Source organism: Serratia sp. CY43202, assembly GCF_052168755.1.
In the GTDB taxonomy this organism is placed as follows: Bacteria; Pseudomonadota; Gammaproteobacteria; order Enterobacterales; family Enterobacteriaceae; genus Serratia; species Serratia bockelmannii.
This window is the reverse complement of the sequence record NZ_JBJNMB010000005.1, coordinates 328,774-347,314: the sequence shown is the minus strand read 5'-3', so window position 1 is coordinate 347,314 and position 18,541 is coordinate 328,774. Positions and strand designations below refer to the sequence as shown.

At 58.9% G+C, this 18,541-nt stretch carries 16 protein-coding genes; 6 read left to right on the top strand and 10 right to left on the bottom strand.

Annotated features, from left to right (window positions below):
- Nucleotides 1–17: 17 nt before the first annotated feature.
- The 6 genes from ACJ8J5_RS13070 to ACJ8J5_RS13045 form a co-directional block, all read right to left on the bottom strand.
- The gene (locus ACJ8J5_RS13070; protein WP_049295427.1) at nucleotides 18–1,403 is read right to left on the bottom strand and encodes a family 4 glycosyl hydrolase; all 1,386 of its coding nucleotides are present in this window, start codon (nucleotides 1,401–1,403) and stop codon (nucleotides 18–20) included.
- 24 nt (nucleotides 1,404–1,427) lie between these two features.
- The gene (locus ACJ8J5_RS13065) at nucleotides 1,428–2,987 is read right to left on the bottom strand and encodes a PTS transporter subunit EIIC (RefSeq protein WP_025302508.1); all 1,560 of its coding nucleotides are present in this window, start codon (nucleotides 2,985–2,987) and stop codon (nucleotides 1,428–1,430) included.
- Nucleotides 2,988–3,205: 218 nt separating this feature from the next.
- Nucleotides 3,206–3,988 carry a spermidine/putrescine ABC transporter permease PotC gene (gene potC, locus ACJ8J5_RS13060; protein ID WP_033640617.1) on the bottom strand — a complete coding sequence of 261 codons (783 nt, stop codon included), beginning with the start codon at nucleotides 3,986–3,988 and terminating at the stop codon, nucleotides 3,206–3,208.
- The gene (gene potB / locus ACJ8J5_RS13055; RefSeq protein WP_197769345.1) at nucleotides 3,985–4,845 is read right to left on the bottom strand and encodes a spermidine/putrescine ABC transporter permease PotB; all 861 of its coding nucleotides are present in this window, start codon (nucleotides 4,843–4,845) and stop codon (nucleotides 3,985–3,987) included. The genes potC and potB overlap by 4 nt, the downstream gene beginning before the upstream one ends.
- On the bottom strand, nucleotides 4,829–5,944 hold the full coding sequence (potA, locus tag ACJ8J5_RS13050; protein WP_368907382.1) for a spermidine/putrescine ABC transporter ATP-binding protein PotA: 1,116 nt from the start codon (nucleotides 5,942–5,944) through the stop codon (nucleotides 4,829–4,831). Before potA ends, potB begins: the two co-directional genes overlap by 17 nt.
- A gap of 25 nt (nucleotides 5,945–5,969) precedes the next feature.
- Nucleotides 5,970–6,242 (bottom strand): hypothetical protein, encoded by a 273-nt coding sequence (locus ACJ8J5_RS13045; RefSeq protein WP_127146169.1) that lies wholly within the window; start codon nucleotides 6,240–6,242, stop codon nucleotides 5,970–5,972.
- A gap of 57 nt (nucleotides 6,243–6,299) precedes the next feature.
- Here ACJ8J5_RS13045 and pepT point away from each other — a divergent pair, with 57 nt between their 5' ends.
- The 5 genes from pepT (at nucleotide 6,300) to ACJ8J5_RS13020 (ending at nucleotide 12,880) form a co-directional block, all read left to right on the top strand.
- Entirely contained in the window at nucleotides 6,300–7,529 is a 1,230-nt protein-coding gene (gene pepT / locus ACJ8J5_RS13040; RefSeq protein ID WP_004941154.1) for a peptidase T, read from the top strand.
- Between the two features lie 313 nt (nucleotides 7,530–7,842).
- A complete protein-coding gene (locus ACJ8J5_RS13035; protein ID WP_060432907.1) occupies nucleotides 7,843–8,970 on the top strand; it encodes a tail fiber domain-containing protein in 1,128 nt (375 codons plus the stop codon).
- A gap of 157 nt (nucleotides 8,971–9,127) precedes the next feature.
- A complete protein-coding gene (locus ACJ8J5_RS13030; protein ID WP_230201379.1) occupies nucleotides 9,128–11,272 on the top strand; it encodes an S-type pyocin domain-containing protein in 2,145 nt (714 codons plus the stop codon).
- A complete protein-coding gene (locus ACJ8J5_RS13025) occupies nucleotides 11,272–11,529 on the top strand; it encodes a hypothetical protein (RefSeq protein ID WP_060432908.1) in 258 nt (85 codons plus the stop codon). The genes ACJ8J5_RS13030 and ACJ8J5_RS13025 overlap by 1 nt, the downstream gene beginning before the upstream one ends.
- 262 nt (nucleotides 11,530–11,791) lie before the next feature.
- On the top strand, nucleotides 11,792–12,880 hold the full coding sequence (locus ACJ8J5_RS13020) for a malate/lactate/ureidoglycolate dehydrogenase (RefSeq protein WP_049188248.1): 1,089 nt from the start codon (nucleotides 11,792–11,794) through the stop codon (nucleotides 12,878–12,880).
- 41 nt (nucleotides 12,881–12,921) lie between these two features.
- Here ACJ8J5_RS13020 and ACJ8J5_RS13015 read toward each other — a convergent pair whose 3' ends face one another.
- From ACJ8J5_RS13015 to phoP, 3 genes are all read right to left on the bottom strand, one after another.
- The gene (locus ACJ8J5_RS13015; RefSeq protein WP_004941161.1) at nucleotides 12,922–14,043 is read right to left on the bottom strand and encodes a ribosomal protein uL16 3-hydroxylase; all 1,122 of its coding nucleotides are present in this window, start codon (nucleotides 14,041–14,043) and stop codon (nucleotides 12,922–12,924) included.
- Between the two features lie 84 nt (nucleotides 14,044–14,127).
- The gene (phoQ, locus tag ACJ8J5_RS13010; RefSeq protein ID WP_025160271.1) at nucleotides 14,128–15,585 is read right to left on the bottom strand and encodes a two-component system sensor histidine kinase PhoQ; all 1,458 of its coding nucleotides are present in this window, start codon (nucleotides 15,583–15,585) and stop codon (nucleotides 14,128–14,130) included.
- 5 nt (nucleotides 15,586–15,590) lie between these two features.
- Nucleotides 15,591–16,262 carry a two-component system response regulator PhoP gene (gene phoP / locus ACJ8J5_RS13005; protein ID WP_025302513.1) on the bottom strand — a complete coding sequence of 224 codons (672 nt, stop codon included), beginning with the start codon at nucleotides 16,260–16,262 and terminating at the stop codon, nucleotides 15,591–15,593.
- Between the two features lie 378 nt (nucleotides 16,263–16,640).
- Between phoP and ACJ8J5_RS13000 the strand changes: the two genes are divergently transcribed.
- The gene (locus tag ACJ8J5_RS13000; protein ID WP_025302514.1) at nucleotides 16,641–17,660 is read left to right on the top strand and encodes an ADP-ribosylglycohydrolase family protein; all 1,020 of its coding nucleotides are present in this window, start codon (nucleotides 16,641–16,643) and stop codon (nucleotides 17,658–17,660) included.
- A 4-nt stretch (nucleotides 17,661–17,664) separates the two neighbouring features.
- Here the strand turns inward: ACJ8J5_RS13000 and ACJ8J5_RS12995 are convergent, their stop codons facing one another.
- On the bottom strand, nucleotides 17,665–18,429 hold the full coding sequence (locus ACJ8J5_RS12995; protein WP_368907377.1) for a GntR family transcriptional regulator: 765 nt from the start codon (nucleotides 18,427–18,429) through the stop codon (nucleotides 17,665–17,667).
- Nucleotides 18,430–18,541 lie beyond the last annotated feature (112 nt).

The window sequence follows — 18,541 nt, the reverse complement described above, 5'->3', positions numbered from 1 at the left end:
CGGCCGCATCGCACCGTTTAGCGCCAGTGCCTGGCATACTGACGGTGGGCCAGCAGGTACTCCTCCACCAGCGTTTTCGCCAGCGAGTAGGAGTTGACCAGCGGGTGCACCATCAGCGCCTTGATGGCCAGTTGGCGGTTGCCGGTCAGGATCGCCGCCACCGCCAGCCGTTCGTACTCTTTCACCTGCGAAATCAGGTTTTTCTGGGTGTCGGGAATATCGCGCATTTTGACCGGCTGAATCCCGGCGCTGCTCAATTCGCAGCTGATTTCGATCACGTCTTCCGGGTGCAGAAAATCGAGCGTGTCGCGGTTTTGCATCGATACCACTACGCGTTTTTGCCGGCCGCTGTTGACCGCCTCCAGAATGTCGATCGCCACCCCGGCATAGCCGCCGCTGTCCGGCTGCTCGATAAACTGTTGCAGCGTCAGCATCTCACGTTTTTTCACCTTGCCCTGGTTGGACTCGCGCTGCATGTAGGAGTTTTCGCGCTGCAGATAATGGCTGAAGTAGACAGAGAAGGCGTGTTCCAACTGGTGGGGGATGTCCAGCTCGCCTAACTCTGACAGCATTTGGCGGTTGATCGCCGCGATTTGTTCGCCGCGGGTCTCGCCGCCCGCGACGATGGCGGCGATCGCCTGCTCACGGTAGTAGTAATAGTAGAGATACTCGTTGAGCATCAAATTGTCCGACAGCGCCACCAGCTCCGGCGAGAAGTATTTCATGCAGGTATCGCGATACAGGCGCGGATCCGCCAGCAACTGTTCCGTGACCGGCTCGCCGTTGACGCGCGCATTGCGGAACCAGGAAAGATGGTTGAGGCCGAAGCAGTCGACGCTCAGTTGGTCTTCGCGGCAGTCCAGCAGCTCGGCCAGTTCGCGGATAAACTCGCTGGGGGCGTCGCAGATGCCGTAGACCCGGCGCTGGAAGCCGGATTTGATGATCGCCTCGGTCACCATGCCGGAAGGATTGGTGAAGTTGAACAGGACCGCGTCCGGCGAGGAAACCTGCTCGATCAGGCGGCAATAGTCGAGGATCGCCGGAATTGAACGCATCGCCATGGCGAAGCCGCCGGCGCCGGTGGTTTCTTGCCCGAGCAACTGGTGATTGAGCGCGATGCGCTCGTCATGGATGCGGCCTTCCTCGCCGCCGATGCGCAGGGTGGTGATGATGTAATCGGCGTCTTGCAGCGCCTGGCGCGGATCGCTGCTGAGGCTGAAAGCAATGTCGCCGCGAATGCGCTGGAATACGCCCTGCGCGAGGGCGCCGTAGATCGCCAGATGGCGCTCATCGGTATCCATAAACACTACTTCGGTAATGCCGATGCGATGGGCGTTATAGGCGATGGATTTGGCGAGGAACGGGGAACGCACGCCGCCGCCGCCGAGAACGGTTAATTTCATTCGATATCTCCCATTAATAAAGCGTTAGAGTGCCGCTAAATATTTCTCTACCTGATTTTTGACCTTGCCGACCGTGACGCCGTAAATCACCTGCACTTCACGGCGATTCTTCACCACGCCTTTGGCGCCGGTACTTTTCAACGCGGCCTCATCCACCCGCGCCATATCCTTTAATTCCACCCGCAGCCGGGTAAAGCAGTTATCGACGGAAATAATGTTTTCCTTGCCACCCAGCGCGCGAATAATGATGCCGCTTGGCTCGTCCGGGGTATTTTTACGGTTCCGGTAATCCTGTTTGGAATAGAGTTTGACGTCCTGATCATCTTCACGGCCCGGCGTCTTCAGATTGAGCTTCAGCACCAGCGTTTTGAACACCAGGTAATACACCGCAAACTGCACCAGCCCGATGACCACATACAGCGGCCAGCGGGTGAGGGAGACCGGCAGTGGCAGGTTGTAGGCCAGGAACTCGACCAGCCCGCTGGCGCCCCAGGGGCGCACTTGGAACAGGTTGCAGGCTACCTGCGAGAGCGCGGTCAACACGGCGTGGATCACCCACAGCAGCGGAGAGATAAACAGGAAGGTGAACTCTATCGGCTCGGTGATGCCGACCAGGATCGAGGTGGTGATGGCCGGGATCAGAATCGCCTTGGCCAGCATTTTCTTTTCCGGTTTGGCGGTGTGATAGAAAGCCAATGCCGCGCCCGACAGGCCGAAGATGGTCACCATCCCTTGCTGCGAGAAACGCAGCGCCTCGTTCATCAGCGGCGAGATGCTTGGGTCGCGCATGTAGGCCAGGAAAATCGCCTGCGAGCCGGAGACGGTCTGGCCGTCTTGTACGATCGAACCGCCGATACTGGTGAGCTGGAACGGCGACCAGATAAAGTGGTGCAGCCCGGTGGGGATCAGGAATTTCTCGAAGAAGCCGTAGACGAATACCCCGAGCGAGCCGGCGCTTTTCATAAAGCCGGTAAGCGCGATCAGGCCCTGTGAGATAGCCGGCCACAGGTAGCTGAAGGCGACGGCGTACAGCATGATGATCGGCGTCATGGCAATCAGCACCAGCTTGGCGCCGCCGTAGACCGAGAACACGCCGTTGAGTTCGACGTTGCACAGGCGGTTATGCACCCAGGCAATCGTGACGCCGAGGATAAGACCGAGGAAAATGCCCATATCTACCACGGTAAATCCCAGCAGTTCCGTTTGCCCGGTGCCGTAATACTCACCGTTGATCTTGGCCGCGACGTGGCCGCTGAATTGCAGATAAGACGAATTGGCGCCGAGGAACATGATAAAGCACATCACCGCGACCAGCGCCGCTTCGCTTTTCTTGTCTTTGGCCAGGCCGTAGGTAATACCGATACAGAAAATCAGCCCGAGATTGCCGAATAACGGCCAGAAGGTATCGCCGATCATTTTACCGATAGAGAAGACGGCGGAATGTTCATTGATTAATGTGGCATTGGTAAGAATAGAACTGAGCGCCAGAATCAGACCGATTACCGGCAGGAAAAATATCGGCCCCATCATGGCTTTGGAGAAAAGCTGCAGCTTATTTAAGATATTATCGATAATACCTTTCATGGCAGTTCCTTTTTATATTTTAATGGATGACGACGTTGCTGAATAAACTCCCTGAAAGCGAGAAAAAATAAGGCGCCTTGCCTGGATTCAGTTATAGGGGGAAGTTTTCGCCGCTGCAATCGGCGGGGCGGAAATAGGCACCGATGGTCAGAGAGTGACAACCGGTGCCGGTTGTGAAGGGGATCACAACCGGGCGCTGCGGCGCCCGGCGGGAAGGATTATTCTGCCTTGGGCGCGCGATCGCGCATCACCCACTGGCTGGCGATCACCAGCACCAGCGACAGCAGCAGCAAAATGGTGGCCAGCGCATTGACCTCCGGCGAGACGCCGACTTTCACCATCGAGTAGATCTTCAGCGGCAAAATCTCGTAGCTCGGCCCGGTGACGAAGGAGGAGACGACCACGTCGTCCATCGACAGGGTGAAGCTCAGCAGCCAACCGGCCGCCACCGCCGGCATCGCCAGCGGCAGGATGATTTTGCGCAGGATGGTGAACTCGCTTGCGCCGAGATCGCGCGCGGCTTCCAGCATCTTCACGTCGAAGCCTTTCAGGCGCGCGTAGACGGTCACCACCACGAACGGCAGGCAGAAGGTGATGTGCGAGAACAGCAGCGACCAGAAGCCGAGCGAAATGCCCAGCAGCATGAACAGCACCAGCAGCGAGATGGCCATTACGATGTCCGGCGACATCATCACCACGAACAGCATGCCGCCGACGAACGGCTTGCCGCGAAAGCGGTAGCGGTACAGCGCCACCGCGGTCAGCGAGCCGATCAGGGTGGCGAAGGTGGCGGAGAGCACCGCCATGGTCAGCGAGTGCCCCGCGGCCTGCAGCAGGCTGTCGTTATTCAGCAGCGTGCTGTACCACTTGGCGGTGAACCCTTGCCAGTTGATGCCAAAGCGCGAGGCGTTGAAGGAGTTGACGATCAGGATGACGATCGGGATATACAGATAGGCGTATACCAGCGTCATAAAGCCGCCGCGCAGCAGACGTCCGATCATGCCAGATCCTCCTTCTTGTTCAGCAGGCGTGCGGCCCGGTAATAGACCAGCAGCAACAGCCCCATCACCAGCGTCAGGCAGATGCTGGTGGCCGCGCCGAACGGCCAATCGCGGATATTGAGGAACTGGCTTTTAATCACGTTGCCGATCAGCAGGTTTTTGGCGCCGCCCATCAGATCGGCGACGAAGAACAGCCCCATCGCCGGCAGCACCACCAGCAGGCAGCCGGCGATAATGCCCGGCATGGTCAGCGGCACGATGATGCGGATAAAGGTCTGCAGCTTGCTGGCGCCGAGATCGCGCGCCGCCTCCAGGCAGGATTTATCGAGCTTTTCGATGCTGGAGTAGAGCGGCATCACCATAAACGGCAGCAGGATATACACCAGGCCGAGGATCACCGCTTCCGAGGTGTACATGATGCGCAGCGGCTTGTCGATGACGCCGATCCACAGCAGCGCGTCGTTGAGATAGCCGCGGGTGCTGAGAAACAGCTTCAGGCCGTAGATGCGGATCAGCGAGTTGGTCCAGAAGGGCACGATCAGCAGAAACAGCAGCAGCGGCCGCACTTTCTGCGGCAAGCGCGCCAGGATAAAGGCGAACGGATAGCCAACCACCAGGCAGCACAGGGTGGCGATCAGCGCCATGTTCAGCGAGTGCAGCAGCACCTGGGCGTACAACGGGTCGAACAAGCGCCGGTAGTTATCCAGCGTGAACACCATCTGCACCAGATTGGCGTCGTCGCGGGTCAGGAAGCTGGTGCCGATGATCATCAGGTTCGGCATGAACACGAACAACAGCAGCCAGGCGACGACGCCGACGATCACCACATTCTGGAAGACTTTACGCGATTTCTTCATCGGCCAGCACCACCTCCCAGCTTTCGACCCAGGTCACCGCCATCTTCTGGTTGAGCGAGTGATCGACGTCCGGATCGTCTTCGTTGAAGAACTCGCTGACCATCACCGTTTTGCCATTCTCCAGCTCGACCACCGACTCCAGCGTCATGCCTTTGTAGTTGCGCTCACGCACGTAACCGATCAGCCCGTCGTGCTGCGCGCTGTCGTTCACTTCTTCCACCCGCAGATCTTCCGGGCGCAGCAGCACCTTCAGCTTTTGGCCCGGCTCCACCGGCAGATCGGCATAGATGTCGCACTCGCGGCCTTCGACGTTGGCGCGCACCCGCTGTGGATCGAGGCGCTCCAAAACCACCGCGTCGAAGATGTTAATCTCGCCGATGAAGCTGGCGACGAACAGATTCTTCGGCTCTTCGTAGATCTCACGCGGCGTGCCGTCCTGCTCGATGCGGCCTTCGCGCATCACCACGATGCGGTCCGACATGGTCAGCGCTTCTTCCTGATCGTGGGTGACGAACACGAAGGTGATACCCAGCTTGCGCTGCAGCGCCTTCAGCTCGTTCTGCATCTGCTTGCGCAGCTTGTAGTCCAGCGCCGACAGCGATTCGTCCAGCAGCAGCACCTTCGGCTTGTTGACCACCGCGCGGGCGATGGCCACGCGCTGCTGTTGGCCACCGGAGAGCTGGCCCGGCCGCCGCTTGGCGAAGTCGTCCAACTGCACCATGCGCAGCGCCTCTTCGACGCGCGGCGTCAGTTCCGCCGCTGGCACCTTTTGCATGCGCAGGCCGAAGGCGACGTTGTCGAACACTGACATGTGCGGAAACAGGGCATAGCTCTGAAACACGGTGTTGACGTGGCGATGCTCGGCCGCAATGGCGGTGATGTCCTGGCCGTCGAGCGCGATGCGGCCCCGATCGGCGTCTTCCAGACCGGCGATCAGGCGCAGCACCGTGGTTTTGCCACAGCCGGAGGGGCCGAGAATGGTGAGGAATTCGCCGTGATTAATCGTCAGATCCAGATCGGCAATGATGGTTTTGCCATCGAACGCTTTGCTCAGGGCATGCAGTTCAACAAGGGGTGCTCGAGAGGATATCTCAGTCATTTATCGTATTACTCTATCCCGTGGGCTAATGCAGATAGAACCGCAACTGGAAAAGACTGCCGGAGCTTGCGGGATGCCCGCTGATCAAATGAAGCTCAAACCAGTTACGCCAATGGAAATTTTTCGAGCGCGCATGATAGACGCTGAATGCCGGAATTGAAAGCCGATCCGGCCCAGATGCCGCGTTTTTCATCATGATAGCGACAAATGACCCTGTGATGACAGCGTTATTTCCCTCTGAAATCATCACAAAGATTAATGATATTGGCGAATTCTGGTTAAAAATGACCTGACGCAATATTTGATCCTGATCGGTTCCGCATAATGAAACGCGATATTCTGAGGGGCCGCTACCATGGACAAATTACTTGACCGCTTTTTCAACTACGTCTCTTTCGACACCCAGTCCAAAGCGAACGTAAAGCATGTGCCGAGCACCGACGGGCAGTTGAAGCTGGCGCGTGCGTTGCAGCAGGAAATGATCGCGCTCGGTTTCGAGCGGGTGTCGCTCAGCGAACACGGCTGCGTGATGGGCACCTGGCCGGGCAACGTCGCCTGGCCGGTGCCGGCGGTCGGTTTTATCGCCCATCTGGATACCTCGCCGGATTTCAGCGGCAAACACGTCAATCCGCAAATCGTCGAGAACTATCGCGGCGGCGACATTGCGCTCGGCATCGGCGATGAAGTGCTGTCGCCGGTGATGTTCCCGATCCTGCACCAGATGCTGGGGCAGACCCTGATCACCACCGACGGCAAAACGCTGCTGGGCGCCGACGACAAGGCCGGCATCGCCGAGATCCTCACCGCCATGGTGCGCCTGCGCGCGCGCAAAATCCCGCACGGTGACATCCGCGTGGCCTTCACCCCGGACGAGGAGGTGGGCAAGGGGGCTCAGCTGTTCGACGTGGCGGCCTTCAATGCCGAATGGGCTTACACCGTGGACGGCGGCGGCGTCGGCGAGCTGGAGTGCGAGAACTTCAACGCCGCCTCGGTGACGATCAAAATCCTCGGCAACAGCGTGCACCCCGGCAGCGCCAAGGGCGTGATGGTCAACGCGCTGTCGCTGGCCACCCGCATTCATCAGGCGCTGCCGGCGGACGAAGCGCCGGAGACCACCGAAGGCTACCAGGGCTTTTATCACCTCAGCAGCATCAAGGGCAGCGTAGAGCGCGCCGAAATGCACTATATCCTGCGCGACTTCGAGCGCGAGGGGTTCGAGGCGCGCAAACGCAAAATGGTGGACATCGCCCGCGAGGTCGGCAAAGGCCTGCCCCGCGATTGCTATATCGAAGTGAGCATCGAAGACAGCTATTACAACATGCGCGAACAGGTGGCGGAGCACCCGCACGTGATCGCGCTGGCGCAGCAGGCGATGCGCGACTGCGACATCGAACCGGTGATGAAACCGATCCGCGGCGGCACCGACGGCGCGCAGCTGTCGTTCCGCGGCTTGCCGTGCCCGAACCTGTTCACCGGCGGCTACAACTACCACGGCAAGCACGAGTTCGTGACGCTGGAGGGCATGGAGCAAGCGGTGGCGGTGATCATGCGCATCGCGGCGCTGGCCGCCGAGCGGGCGCGGTAAACCCCTTCGTTCCCCGGCCGGCTTGCGCCGGCCCGTATTCCTTTTTCTGATATGCCCGGAGGGGCTCAGCGCGCCCGCCGTTCTCTGCTTCTGTTCTCTTTATAGTTCCCGCCGCTTGGTTGTCCCGTTCATCACACAACCCGTGGTGAGGGAATCCCATTATTCTTCGAGATAAAGTTCTGGTTATGCATACAGTGTTGCTGTGTGCTTAACCGGTTTTACAGCTTCGGTGCGGTGAGCCCAGTGGCCGGGGAATGCTGGGGGAATGAGCGCTGTTAACCGCCATCAAACAGGACGTAAGAGGGTAACAATCATGGCAGAAGAAAAGAAAAATGCGCAGGTGATTAACGGCGTTAATGACGATATCGCGGAACTGAAATCGCTTTCTACGCTGCGCCAGCGCGTGGTCAGCGACGGTGAAATCGTCTCCAAATCGGCCAACGGTTTTCGGCTGGCAAATGGCAATACCGGCGTGATGCTGCGTAATGATGGACGCGATTTTTATGCGCTGACGACGCCGGGTGGCCAAGCGCTTAACGGACAGTGGAACACCCTGCGCCCGTTCTCGTTCAATTTGGCGTCTGGCCGGGTTGCCTTGCGCAATGGGGTGGACATTTCCGGCGGGGCGATGGTCTCGCACAACGCGGGTATCTCCACCTCGACCACTGGTCCGATCCCGCTTATCAATGGACAAATCTATTATTCTTCCCCTGTTGAGAGCAAGTTCACCAGCGGCGATAAGACCTCAACGATGCTGATGGGCTCACGGATTGTCGGCAATGAGCAGGATTACGGCCTGCTGTCTTATCGTGACATGAAAGGAAACTGGAACGAACTCCAGGTGAAGCCTAACGCTGAGCTTTCGGTGGGGCAATTGACCAAGCGCAATCCCAATGGCTGGTTCTGGGCTGAAGGGGTTGTCAAAAAAAATGACGCGTTAAGCGTCACCCATGGTCTGCACCTGCAGGGAAATGGAAGAGTCTATGCCAACCTGTACCTTGGCGAGCGGATACGGGAAAACCAGTTTGTGGAGATTCAGGTTGGTGATGACAAAAGCAGTGGCCTATTTGAATTCCGTAATAATGGAAACGCCTTCACCAACGGCGCTTGGCACAGCAGCTCCGACGCCCGCATGAAAACGGACATCACCCAAATTGACGGCGCATTGGACAAGCTGGCCAAGATAGGCGGCTACACCTACCTCAAACAGGGCGTGCCGGAGGCCGGGGTGATCGCTCAGGAAGTGGAGAGCGTATTGCCGCAGTCGGTAACCCAAACCGAATTGAAGCTCAACGACGGCAGCGTGCTGAAGGACGCGCGGGGCATCAATATCAACGGCGTGGTGGCGTTGCTGGTTGAGGCGCTTAAGGAAGAGCGAGCGGCCCGAGAAGGGTTGGAATCGCGGTTGGCGGCGTTGGAAGGCATGATTTCCAGCCAATAACGATAATAAAACGGCGATTTATTCAATCTCTCCAAACCGGGAATCAAATTGAGAACTCAGCGACGCGGAAATATTTTTGCATGTCGACGTTTGCCAGACAGGGAATAAATCGCCTTCAGTGCATCTGATGGAATAGTAATATCCAGGAGAAAATAATATGCCACAGGAACTGAATGGCCATGGTCCTACCGCTGGAGATTATATGGGCGGCAGCGGCGATAATCTCAATGCTCGACCTGATGGTTCGACGCCAGGCGGCTCGAACGGTAATGGCGGCAGAGACAGTAGTATCAGTGGGAACTCCCGAGAGGCTGCGAAGCAACGACAGGTCAATGCCATCAAAAATGACCCTAGCGTCAAGAGTATACTGGGTAGTTTGCTAAAAATAAGACGAGCCCTTGCACCTTATGCCTCAGTATCTTTGACGGGGTTGGATGATAGTGGCAGATTGCAGGTTCAGGTAAGTGACGTTCGCGCGGTTGATGAAATAGGTGTGCGTAACGCATTAAAGTCTGAGCCACAATTAAAAAATGTCATTGGTTTTGATTTTAATAAGTCTGGAGTGACCGGTTTTGTCGGTCATATTGATACTGGCCATAAGATCGGTAATTATCAGAGTGCACCCAACGGGAACAGTAATGGTAACAATTCTACCGCTGAAGATAAGGTGTCATTAGCCACCTATTCCGAGGTGCTTAATGGAAAAATCCCGCCGGGTTTCTGGCTTGATAATAATAGGATGATGACCGAAATTACGGAGCAATATGAAATCAACGGAGGCGGCAAAGGGGACGATCGCACAGGGTATCGGCAACGCAATGTCGAAGTACCTTCTTTGACCTCGGCCTATCAACAATTTAAACAGGTAGAACGAGAAGTGGCCGAAGAGGCCCGTAAAGCTGAGGAGGCCCGAAAGGCGGAAGAGGCCCGCAGAGTCGAAGAGGCTCGTAAGGCTGAAGAGGCTCGCAAAGCCGAGGAAGCCCGTAAGGCTGAAGAGGCCCGCAAGGTGGAAGCCGCCAGAAAAGCGTTGTTCGCTAAAGCGGGTATTATGGACGCTCCGGCGTATACGCCGGAAAAGCTAAAAGCGGCCAATGCGGCGCTGGCGGCGGCAGGCGCCATGGTGCTCAACCGCGCCCCCGCCATGCTGCAGACGTCGATGGTCGGGCAAGGTGTGATGACGACCACGAGCGAACTGGCCGGCTGGGCAGCGAGCGCATCGTGGCGGGCGGCCTACGAAGTCGGCAGTATACGCGCCGGCACCGCGGTCGCCGCCGGATCGGTGCTGGGGGCTTTTGCTCTCGGCTTCTACCCGACGGAGGTCGGTGCAGGGAGTGATCGGGTGCCCGGGCGGGATGTCAATCTGTTTGCCCTGCAGGCGAGCCTGGCGGCGGCGGGCAGGGCGACCATTCAGCCCGGCATGACCTCGGTCGATTTGCCGGTGCGCGGATTTATCACCACTGACGATAACGGGAGACAGAGCGTCAACTTCGTCAGAACGGGCGTCGGCGGCGTATCGCCGAGCGTGCCGGTATTCAGACCCGTTCGCGATGACCTGACGGGGCTGGACAAAATCACGCTGCCGGCGGTGGCGGGCGCGCCGGCCAGAACGATACTGATCAACCCGGTGCCGACCGGGCCGGCTGCGCCGGCGCATACCGGCAACGGCTCACCGGGGCCCAAATCGCCAGTGCATACCGGCACCGGCATCAGGCAGGCGGACAGCATCGTGGTTACCACCTTCCCGGCGGATGTGGTGCAGGATCTGCAAGATTTTATCCTGTGGCAGCCGGATGCGCTGGAAACCGGAGTTGAAGCTGTTTATGTGATGGTGAGCAAGCCCTATGGTGAAACCAACGCCAGGGGCAAATACAGCGGGCGTGAATACAACACCAATAAAGCAGGGGGCCCCATTCAGAACCTGGATTGGAAAGGGGCTAGCATCGACCGTGCCGGCGTGGATAAGGTGAAGCTGCATACAGGGCGTTTTGAACAGACTCCGGAAAACCAAGTGATGATTGACCGTTTGGATAAAATTTTGAAAGGGGAGCTACAACCTACTGACACTGATAGGCGATTTTATACTCATGAAATCAGAGAGTTGGAGAGGTACAGGAATCTTGGCATAAAAGATGGTGAGGTTCCGCACAGTGTTCAAGAACAGAAGGCCGTATGGAATAATACACATACTGCTACGCTTGAAGACTATAGAATAAATGAAAAGGAACAGGCGCTTTATACAGATGGGGCCCTACAAGCCGCATATGAACAGGAACTGAAAGATGCTATGGGAGGGAAGAAATAATGCCTTTAAAAGATATCGTTAAAAATGAAAGTGTAGAAGATGTGCTAACTTTTTTGGGGCCGACCGCTGATTACCGTAAATTGGATCGTCTATATACCTATAATCGCTTTGATGCAATTTCCAGCGGGGAGCTCTCTTCTACTTATGATGCATTATTCCAAAAAGGGGTGCTTCAAGATCAAAATGGAAAAGTAGTGAAAGGCCCCAACTGGAAAGAGCCGAAATTCGTAACCGAGAAAAAATACGGTATCGAATAGCCATAGTTATGGTCTGATTAGTGCATCTTTAACCCCCAGCAAACGAAAGTTTGTTGGGGGTTTTCTTTTTTGGCAGGTGGAAGGGCACCGTAACGAGAGCCTTTTGCCGGGGGCTAAAGTAGCGGCGCCCGCTATTTTTGTCGCAGGCTAACGTGCGGACACTGTAGTTAAAACGGGACGCTTGCGATCGGCATAATCGCTTGCCGCAACAAGGCGTTGCTCATAGTGTGGAGGCACATTCCCCACGCATAAGGACCGCATGATGAGCACCGAATACCGTATCGCCAGCCCGCATTTGGCGCAGTTCGTTCAGGCGATTTGGCGCCAGGCCGGCAGTACGGCGCGCGAAGCCGAGCTGGTGGCCGATCATCTGGTGCAGGCCAATCTGGCCGGGCACGATTCGCACGGCGTCGGCATGATCCCCAGCTACATGGCGTCGTTGGCGCAGGGGCAATTACAGCTCAATCAGCACGCCGAAGTGGTGCGCGACGCTGGCGCGGTGCTGACGCTCGACGGCGCGCGCGGCTTCGGTCAGGTGGTGGCCAGCGAAGCGATGGCGCTGGGCATTGAACGCGCCGGCAAGCTGGGCCTGGCGGCGGTGGCGCTGCACAATGCGCACCATATCGGCCGCATCGGCCATTGGGCGGAACAGTGTGCCCGCGCCGGTTTTATCTCGATTCACTTCGTCAACGTGGTGGGCGATCCGATGGTGGCGCCGTTCGGCGGCAGCGATCGCCGCTTCGGCACCAACCCGTTCTGCGCCATTTTCCCGCGGCCGGGCCGCACGCCGCTGCTGTTGGATTTCGCCACCAGCGGCATCGCCTTCGGCAAGACTCGGGTGGCCTATAACAAAGGCTTGTCGGTGGCGCCGGGCTATCTGATCGACGAACACGGGCAACCCACCACCGAACCGAAGGTGATGCACGAAGCGCCGTTCGGGTCGCTGCTGCCGTTCGGCTTGCACAAAGGCTATGCGCTGGCGGCGATGTGCGAGATCCTCGGCGGCGCGCTCTCCGGCGGCCGCACCACCCACGACGCTACGCTGAAAGCCGACAGCGACGCCATCTTCAACTGCATGACGACCCTGATCCTCGATCCTCAGGCCTTCGACGCCCCGCAAATGCAGGCCGAGGCCGAAGCGTTTATCGGCTGGGTGAAGGCGTCGCCGCCGAGCGGCGAACAGCCGATCGCGGTGCCGGGAGAATGGGAAGAGGCCAACCGCGCGGCGCGGCTGGAGCAGGGCATACCGATAGACGCCAATACCTGGCGGCAGATTTGCGCGGCGGCGGAGCAGGCGGGCATGGCGAATGAAGCGCTGGCCGGCTTTCGCGCGCAGGCGCGGCAGGCATAAAAAAAGCCACCCGATAGGGCGGCTTGTTCGCGTACTCGCAATCAGTCGTTAAAGTACCAATAGCCGCTGTTGACCAGCGCGGTCAGCAGCGCCAGGAATGACGGGTCGTCCACCGCGTCGCCGAGCAGGGCGGCGTCGACGCTGAAGTGCTGGCACAGGGCATCTGCGGCCTGCAGCTGGTCGGTGTCGATCAGTTCGCCGTTGACGAAGCAGCGATCGCCGACCCGCAGCACGCGCAACCCGCCCAGGCGCTGCAGCGCTTCACCCTGTTGCAGCAGTTCGTAGATTTCCCCGGCCTGATACGGCGGCTCCGGCGGCGCCAGATCCAGCTCGTGGCGCGACTGGGAGATGAACTCGCCGAACCAGTGCTGGAAGTGTTCCGGCTGTTGCACCAGATCCAGCATCATCTGCCGTAAGGCGTCCACTTCCTGCGGCAGGATCTCCGCCGGGTGTTCGCGCAGTTTAACGTCCGGATCGCCGTAGCGTTTGCTGCCCAGCTCGCGCGCCAGCACGTAATCGGCGAAGCCGCTCACCAGCTCGCGGCCGTTCGGCGCGCGGAAGCCCACCGAGTAATTGAGCGCGTTTTCCAGCGCGTAGCCTTCATGCGGGAAGCCCGGCGGAATGTAGAGAATGTCGCCCGGCTCCATCTCTTCGTCGATGATGGCGTCGAACGGTTCGACCTGCAGCAGATCTGGGTGCGGGCAGTGCTGTTTCAGCGGCGTTTTTTCCCCGACGCGCCAGCGGCGGCGGCCAGTGCCCTGAATGATGAACACGTCGTACTGATCGAGGTGCGGGCCGACGCCGCCACCAGGCACCGAGAAGGAGATCATCAGGTCATCCATCCGCCAGTCCGGCAGCTGGCGGAACGGGCGCATCAGCGCGGCGGAAGGCTCATGCCAGTGGTCCACCGCCTGCACCAGCAGCGACCAGTTGTTTTCGCTCAGGTGATCGAAGCTCTCGAAGGGGCCGTGCGCAACCTGCCAACGGCCGTCCTGGTGGCTGACCAGGCGGCTGTCCACTTCGTTTTCCATCGCCAGCCCGGCCAGCTCATCCGGGGAGATCGGATCGATAAAGTTTTTGAAGCCGCGCTTCAGAATCACCGGACGCTTTTGCCAATAGCGTTGCAAAAAATCGTTCCAGTCCAGATCTAATTGATAATCCATGTTCTATTCCAGGATAGAGGAGTGAGCCTGAGTGCGATTATAACGGAAGTTTGGCCCCGTGGATCGGGGCCGCAGCGGCATAATTTACTCGTTGTGGTGGGTGTCGTGCTGGCGGGCGAAGGTGACCTGCATGCGCGCGCCGCCGAGCGGACTGTCGCTGATGACGATTTCGCCGTCGTATTGCTCGATGATCTCCGCCGCCACCGACAGGCCAAGGCCCTGGCCGGGGCGCAGGGTATCCACCCGCTGGCCGCGCTGGAAGATCAGCTGGCGCTTGCTTTCCGGGATGCCCGGGCCGTCGTCGTCGATGACGATGGTGAGGTTTTTCTCGGAGTGCAGCGAGGTGATCTCAACGAACTCCAGGCAGTATTTGCAGGCGTTTTCCAACACGTTGCCCATCACTTCCATAAAGTCGTTCTTCTCGCCCATAAAGGTCACTTCCGGCGAGATATCCAGCGTGATCACCACCCCTTTGCGCTGGTAAACCTTGTTCAGCGCCACCACCAGGCTGTCGAGCAGCGCCGGCACCGAGTGGATCTCGCGCGTCAGCACCGTCTGGCCGGAGTTGATGCTGGCCCGGTGCAGGTAGTAACCGATTTGCTGAGAGATGCGCCCGATCTGATCCAGCATGATCGGCTCGGCTTCTTCGATGGTGGTCTGTTTGCCGCTGCGCAGCGAGCGCAGGGTGCTTTGCAGCACCGCCAGCGGCGTTTTCAGGCTGTGGGTCAGATCCGACAGGGTGGTGCGATATTTGGTGTAGCGTTGGCGCTCGTTGCGCACCAGAATGTTCAGATTGCGCACCAGGCCGCGCAGTTCGCTGGGCGGGTTCTCATCCAACTGATCGCGTTCGCCGTTCTCCAGTTCGCCCACCTGATTGACCAGCGCCTTGATCGGCCGTAGGCTCCAGTAGGCCGCCAGCCACAGCAGTGGCACCACCAGCAGCAGGTTGGCCAGCAGCACGTAGCTGAACCACTCCCACACCACGTCTGAGCGCTGCAGCTCCTGCGGAATGCTGTCGACCACCACGATGGTCAACGCCGGCAGCCGCGCCGTGGCGGCATAGGTGTTGACCGCCACCGAGTGCGTCAGCGCGTTCTGATCGGTATCGTCATAATTCTTCAGCTGATCCTGTGCCTTGGGGTTATCCCCCAGCACTTCGCTACTGATGCGGGTATCGGTGTCAATTTCGTAGAAGCCGGACTCTTCCAGCCATTCCTTGTTGATCAGCTTCTCCAGCTCCGGCACTTTGCGCTGGCTCCACAGCAGGTTGCCCTTATCGTCGTAGATAAAGACCAGCGTCGGGAAGTTGAGATCGATATCGGGGGGGATGGCGATGGTGAGCTTGTTGTCTTTCCACTGCGCCAGGCTGAAGAACAGGTTGCTCTCGCCGCGCAGCAGGCGGAAGGCGGTCTTGTCGAAGCTGACGATGTAGCCGACGACCGCCACCAAACCGTAAGAGAGCGACAGCGCCAGGATCACCCCGGCGGTCGCCATCAGGAAGCGGGCGCGCAGCGAAAACGGTTTTTTATTCTTGTTGAACATCATGTTCACTTCGCGTCAAAACGATAACCCTGGCCACGTACCGTGGTGATCACTTCATGCGGGTATTCCGCCTGCACCTTTTTACGCAAACGTCCCATCAGCACGTCGATGGTGTGGCTTTCGCGCAGTTCGGCGTCCGGGTAGAGCTGCAGCATCAACGAATCCTTGCTCACCACCTTGCCGGCGTTGCGGATCAGGGTCTCGATGATGGTGTATTCAAAAGCGGTCAGCTTGATCTGCCGATCGTTGACGCTCAGTTCGCGGCGCGACAGATCGATCTGGAACGGGGGCAGCACGATCACCTGCGAAGCCAGGCCGCTGTTGCGGCGCATCAGCGCCTGCATGCGGGCGATCACTTCTTCCAGGTGGAACGGCTTGGTGACATAGTCGTCGGCGCCGGCTTCCAGCACCGCCACTTTGTCCTGCCAGCTTTCGCGGGCGGTCAGCACCAGGATCGGCAGTTTGGTCTGGTGCGCGCGCCAACGGCGGATCAGGCTCAGGCCGTCTTCGCCCGGCAGGCCGAGATCGACGATGGCAATATCCGGCGCGTGTTCCTGCAGGAAATAATCGGCTTCCTTGGCGTCTTCGGCCGCGTCGACCTGATGGCCCATCTCGCGCATCTGAACGGAAAGGTGGTGGCGCAGCAAACCATTATCTTCAACAACCAGTACTCGCATGGCGAACTCCTGTGACTGTGCGGGTGAACGTCCTGTCACCCACGCGATAAAAGGGAACACGCTCTGCGGCGTGTCAGGGGATAACGCGGCCACCTGAACCATTTTGACAAAAAGTGCTGAGGCTATGGTAGGTATAACCCGCCCGGCTCGCAAGAGAACCGAAGCAATGTATTAAAATAAGCGTTATCAATTTGTTCGCCGACATTATCGACAAGTTCTGATAAACGTCGGATAAACAGCGACGGGGCAACGTTAAACGCAACTTAAACGCGCCAGGCATTGTCGCGAAAGCAAAATGTGAACCGGGGCGCTTGATAAGCTTTAAAGGTACTAATAAGGTATTATCGAGGTATCGGCATATTTTCTCAGGAGCGACGGATGAAGCAGTTAACCCAGGCAGAACGCATAGCGGGCGCACTTTACGGACAGATGCTGGGCGACGCGCTCGGCATGCCTTCCGAGCTGTGGCCGCGCGAGCGGGTTAAGCGCCATTTCGGTTGGATAGACGGTTTCCTTGATGGGCCGGCGGAGAACTCGGCCGCCTGCTACTTCAAGGCCGGGCAATATACCGACGATACCGCGATGGCGTTAGCGCTGGCCGATGCGCTGCGGGAAGCGAAAGGCGAGGTGGTGCCAGAGTTGATCGCCCGCAACGTGATCCGCTGGGTGGACAGTTTTGACGCCTTCAACAAGAACATTCTCGGCCCCAGTTCCAAACTGGCGCTGAGCGAGCAGAAAGCGGGAACGCCGATCGCCGAGTTGGAAAACAACGGCATCACCAACGGTGCGGCGATGCGCATTTCGCCTTTAGGCTGCGTGCTGCCGTCTGCGCCGCTGGAGGAGTTCTGTCAGCAGGTGTGGCTGGCCTCCAGCCCGACGCACAAATCTGACATCGCCGTCGCCGGGGCCGTCGCGATCGCTTGGGCGGTTGCGCGGGCGGTGGAGGGCGCGGACTGGGCCTCGATTCGCCTGGCGCTGCCGGGCGTGGCGGAGTATGCCCAGCGCCGTCAGGAGACGACGTTCAGCCCCTCGTTGGCGGCGCGTATCGAGCTGGCGTTTCAGGTGGTGGATGAAGCCAGCGATCCCGAGCAGGCCTCCGAGCGGGTGTATCAACTGATCGGCGCCGGGGTCAGCACCATCGAGTCGGTGCCGGCGGCGCTGGCGATGGTGCAGCTGGCGCAAACCGACCCTACCCGGTGCGCCGTGCTGTGCGCCAACCTGGGCGGCGATACCGACACCATCGGTGCGATGGCCACTGCGATTTGCGGCGCGCTGCATGGCGCAGAAGCGATCGAAGCCGGGTTGCTGGCGGAGTTAAAACGGATGAATCCGCTGGATATCGAGGCTTACGTTCAGGCGTTCGTGCGCTTTCGCCGCCGCCGGCAGGGCGAGGCATAACGGATCAGCTTTCGCTGGTAAACTCGTACATGTCGCTGCGGCAGAAGCTTTCGCTGTATTCGATCGGCTTCTTGCTGTGGTCGAACAGCGTTTGACGCACGATCAGCAGCGGCATCGGTTCTGATAATTGCAGCGCCCGACGGATGTCGTCGTCGGCCATCGTCGCGCTGACCTGGCTGCGCAGCGACCCCATCTCCACGTTATTTCGGCGGAAGTAGTCATAGAGCGAGATGCCAATCTCGTCGACGTTGGCAATCGCCGCCACCACCACGTAGGACACCGCCACCGACATCGGCCGCCGATCGATCAAGTGAATGCGTTTGAGTGTGTAGATCGGCGTTCCGGCCGCCAGCTGCAGCTTTTCAGCCAGTTCAGCGCTGGCGGGTACCCGCCCGCGGCTGATCCATTGCGTATCTGGCCGGCGCCCCTGCTGTAACACCTCGCTCGAGAATCCTTTGACGTCTGCCAAAGAATAGAACAGCTTCGGTTCGGGCCGTTGCAGTTGGATAAAGGTGCCGTAACCGCGTGAACGGCCGATGAGGCCGTCCTGCTCGAGGCAGGCCAACGCTTTGCGTACCGTGATGCGCGAGATGCCGAGCCGTTCGGTGAACAGGCGCTCGCTGGGCAAAAAATCTCCCGCATTCAGCAATCCTTGATCGATAGCCTGGCGCACCGAGGCGTTGAAGCGCAAATACAGCGGCATCGCGCCCGCGCTGGCCAGATCCTGCTGCAGTTTGTCCAGCAGACGCTGGTTGGTCTCCTTGCTCATAGCCGACGGAAATCCTGTAGCCGCATTGCGATGGCTTATTTAAGGGGATTTCGCCGGGCAGCGCAACTGCCGCCGCCCGGCGATAACGATGGGTGGGCATAGGATGCCCACT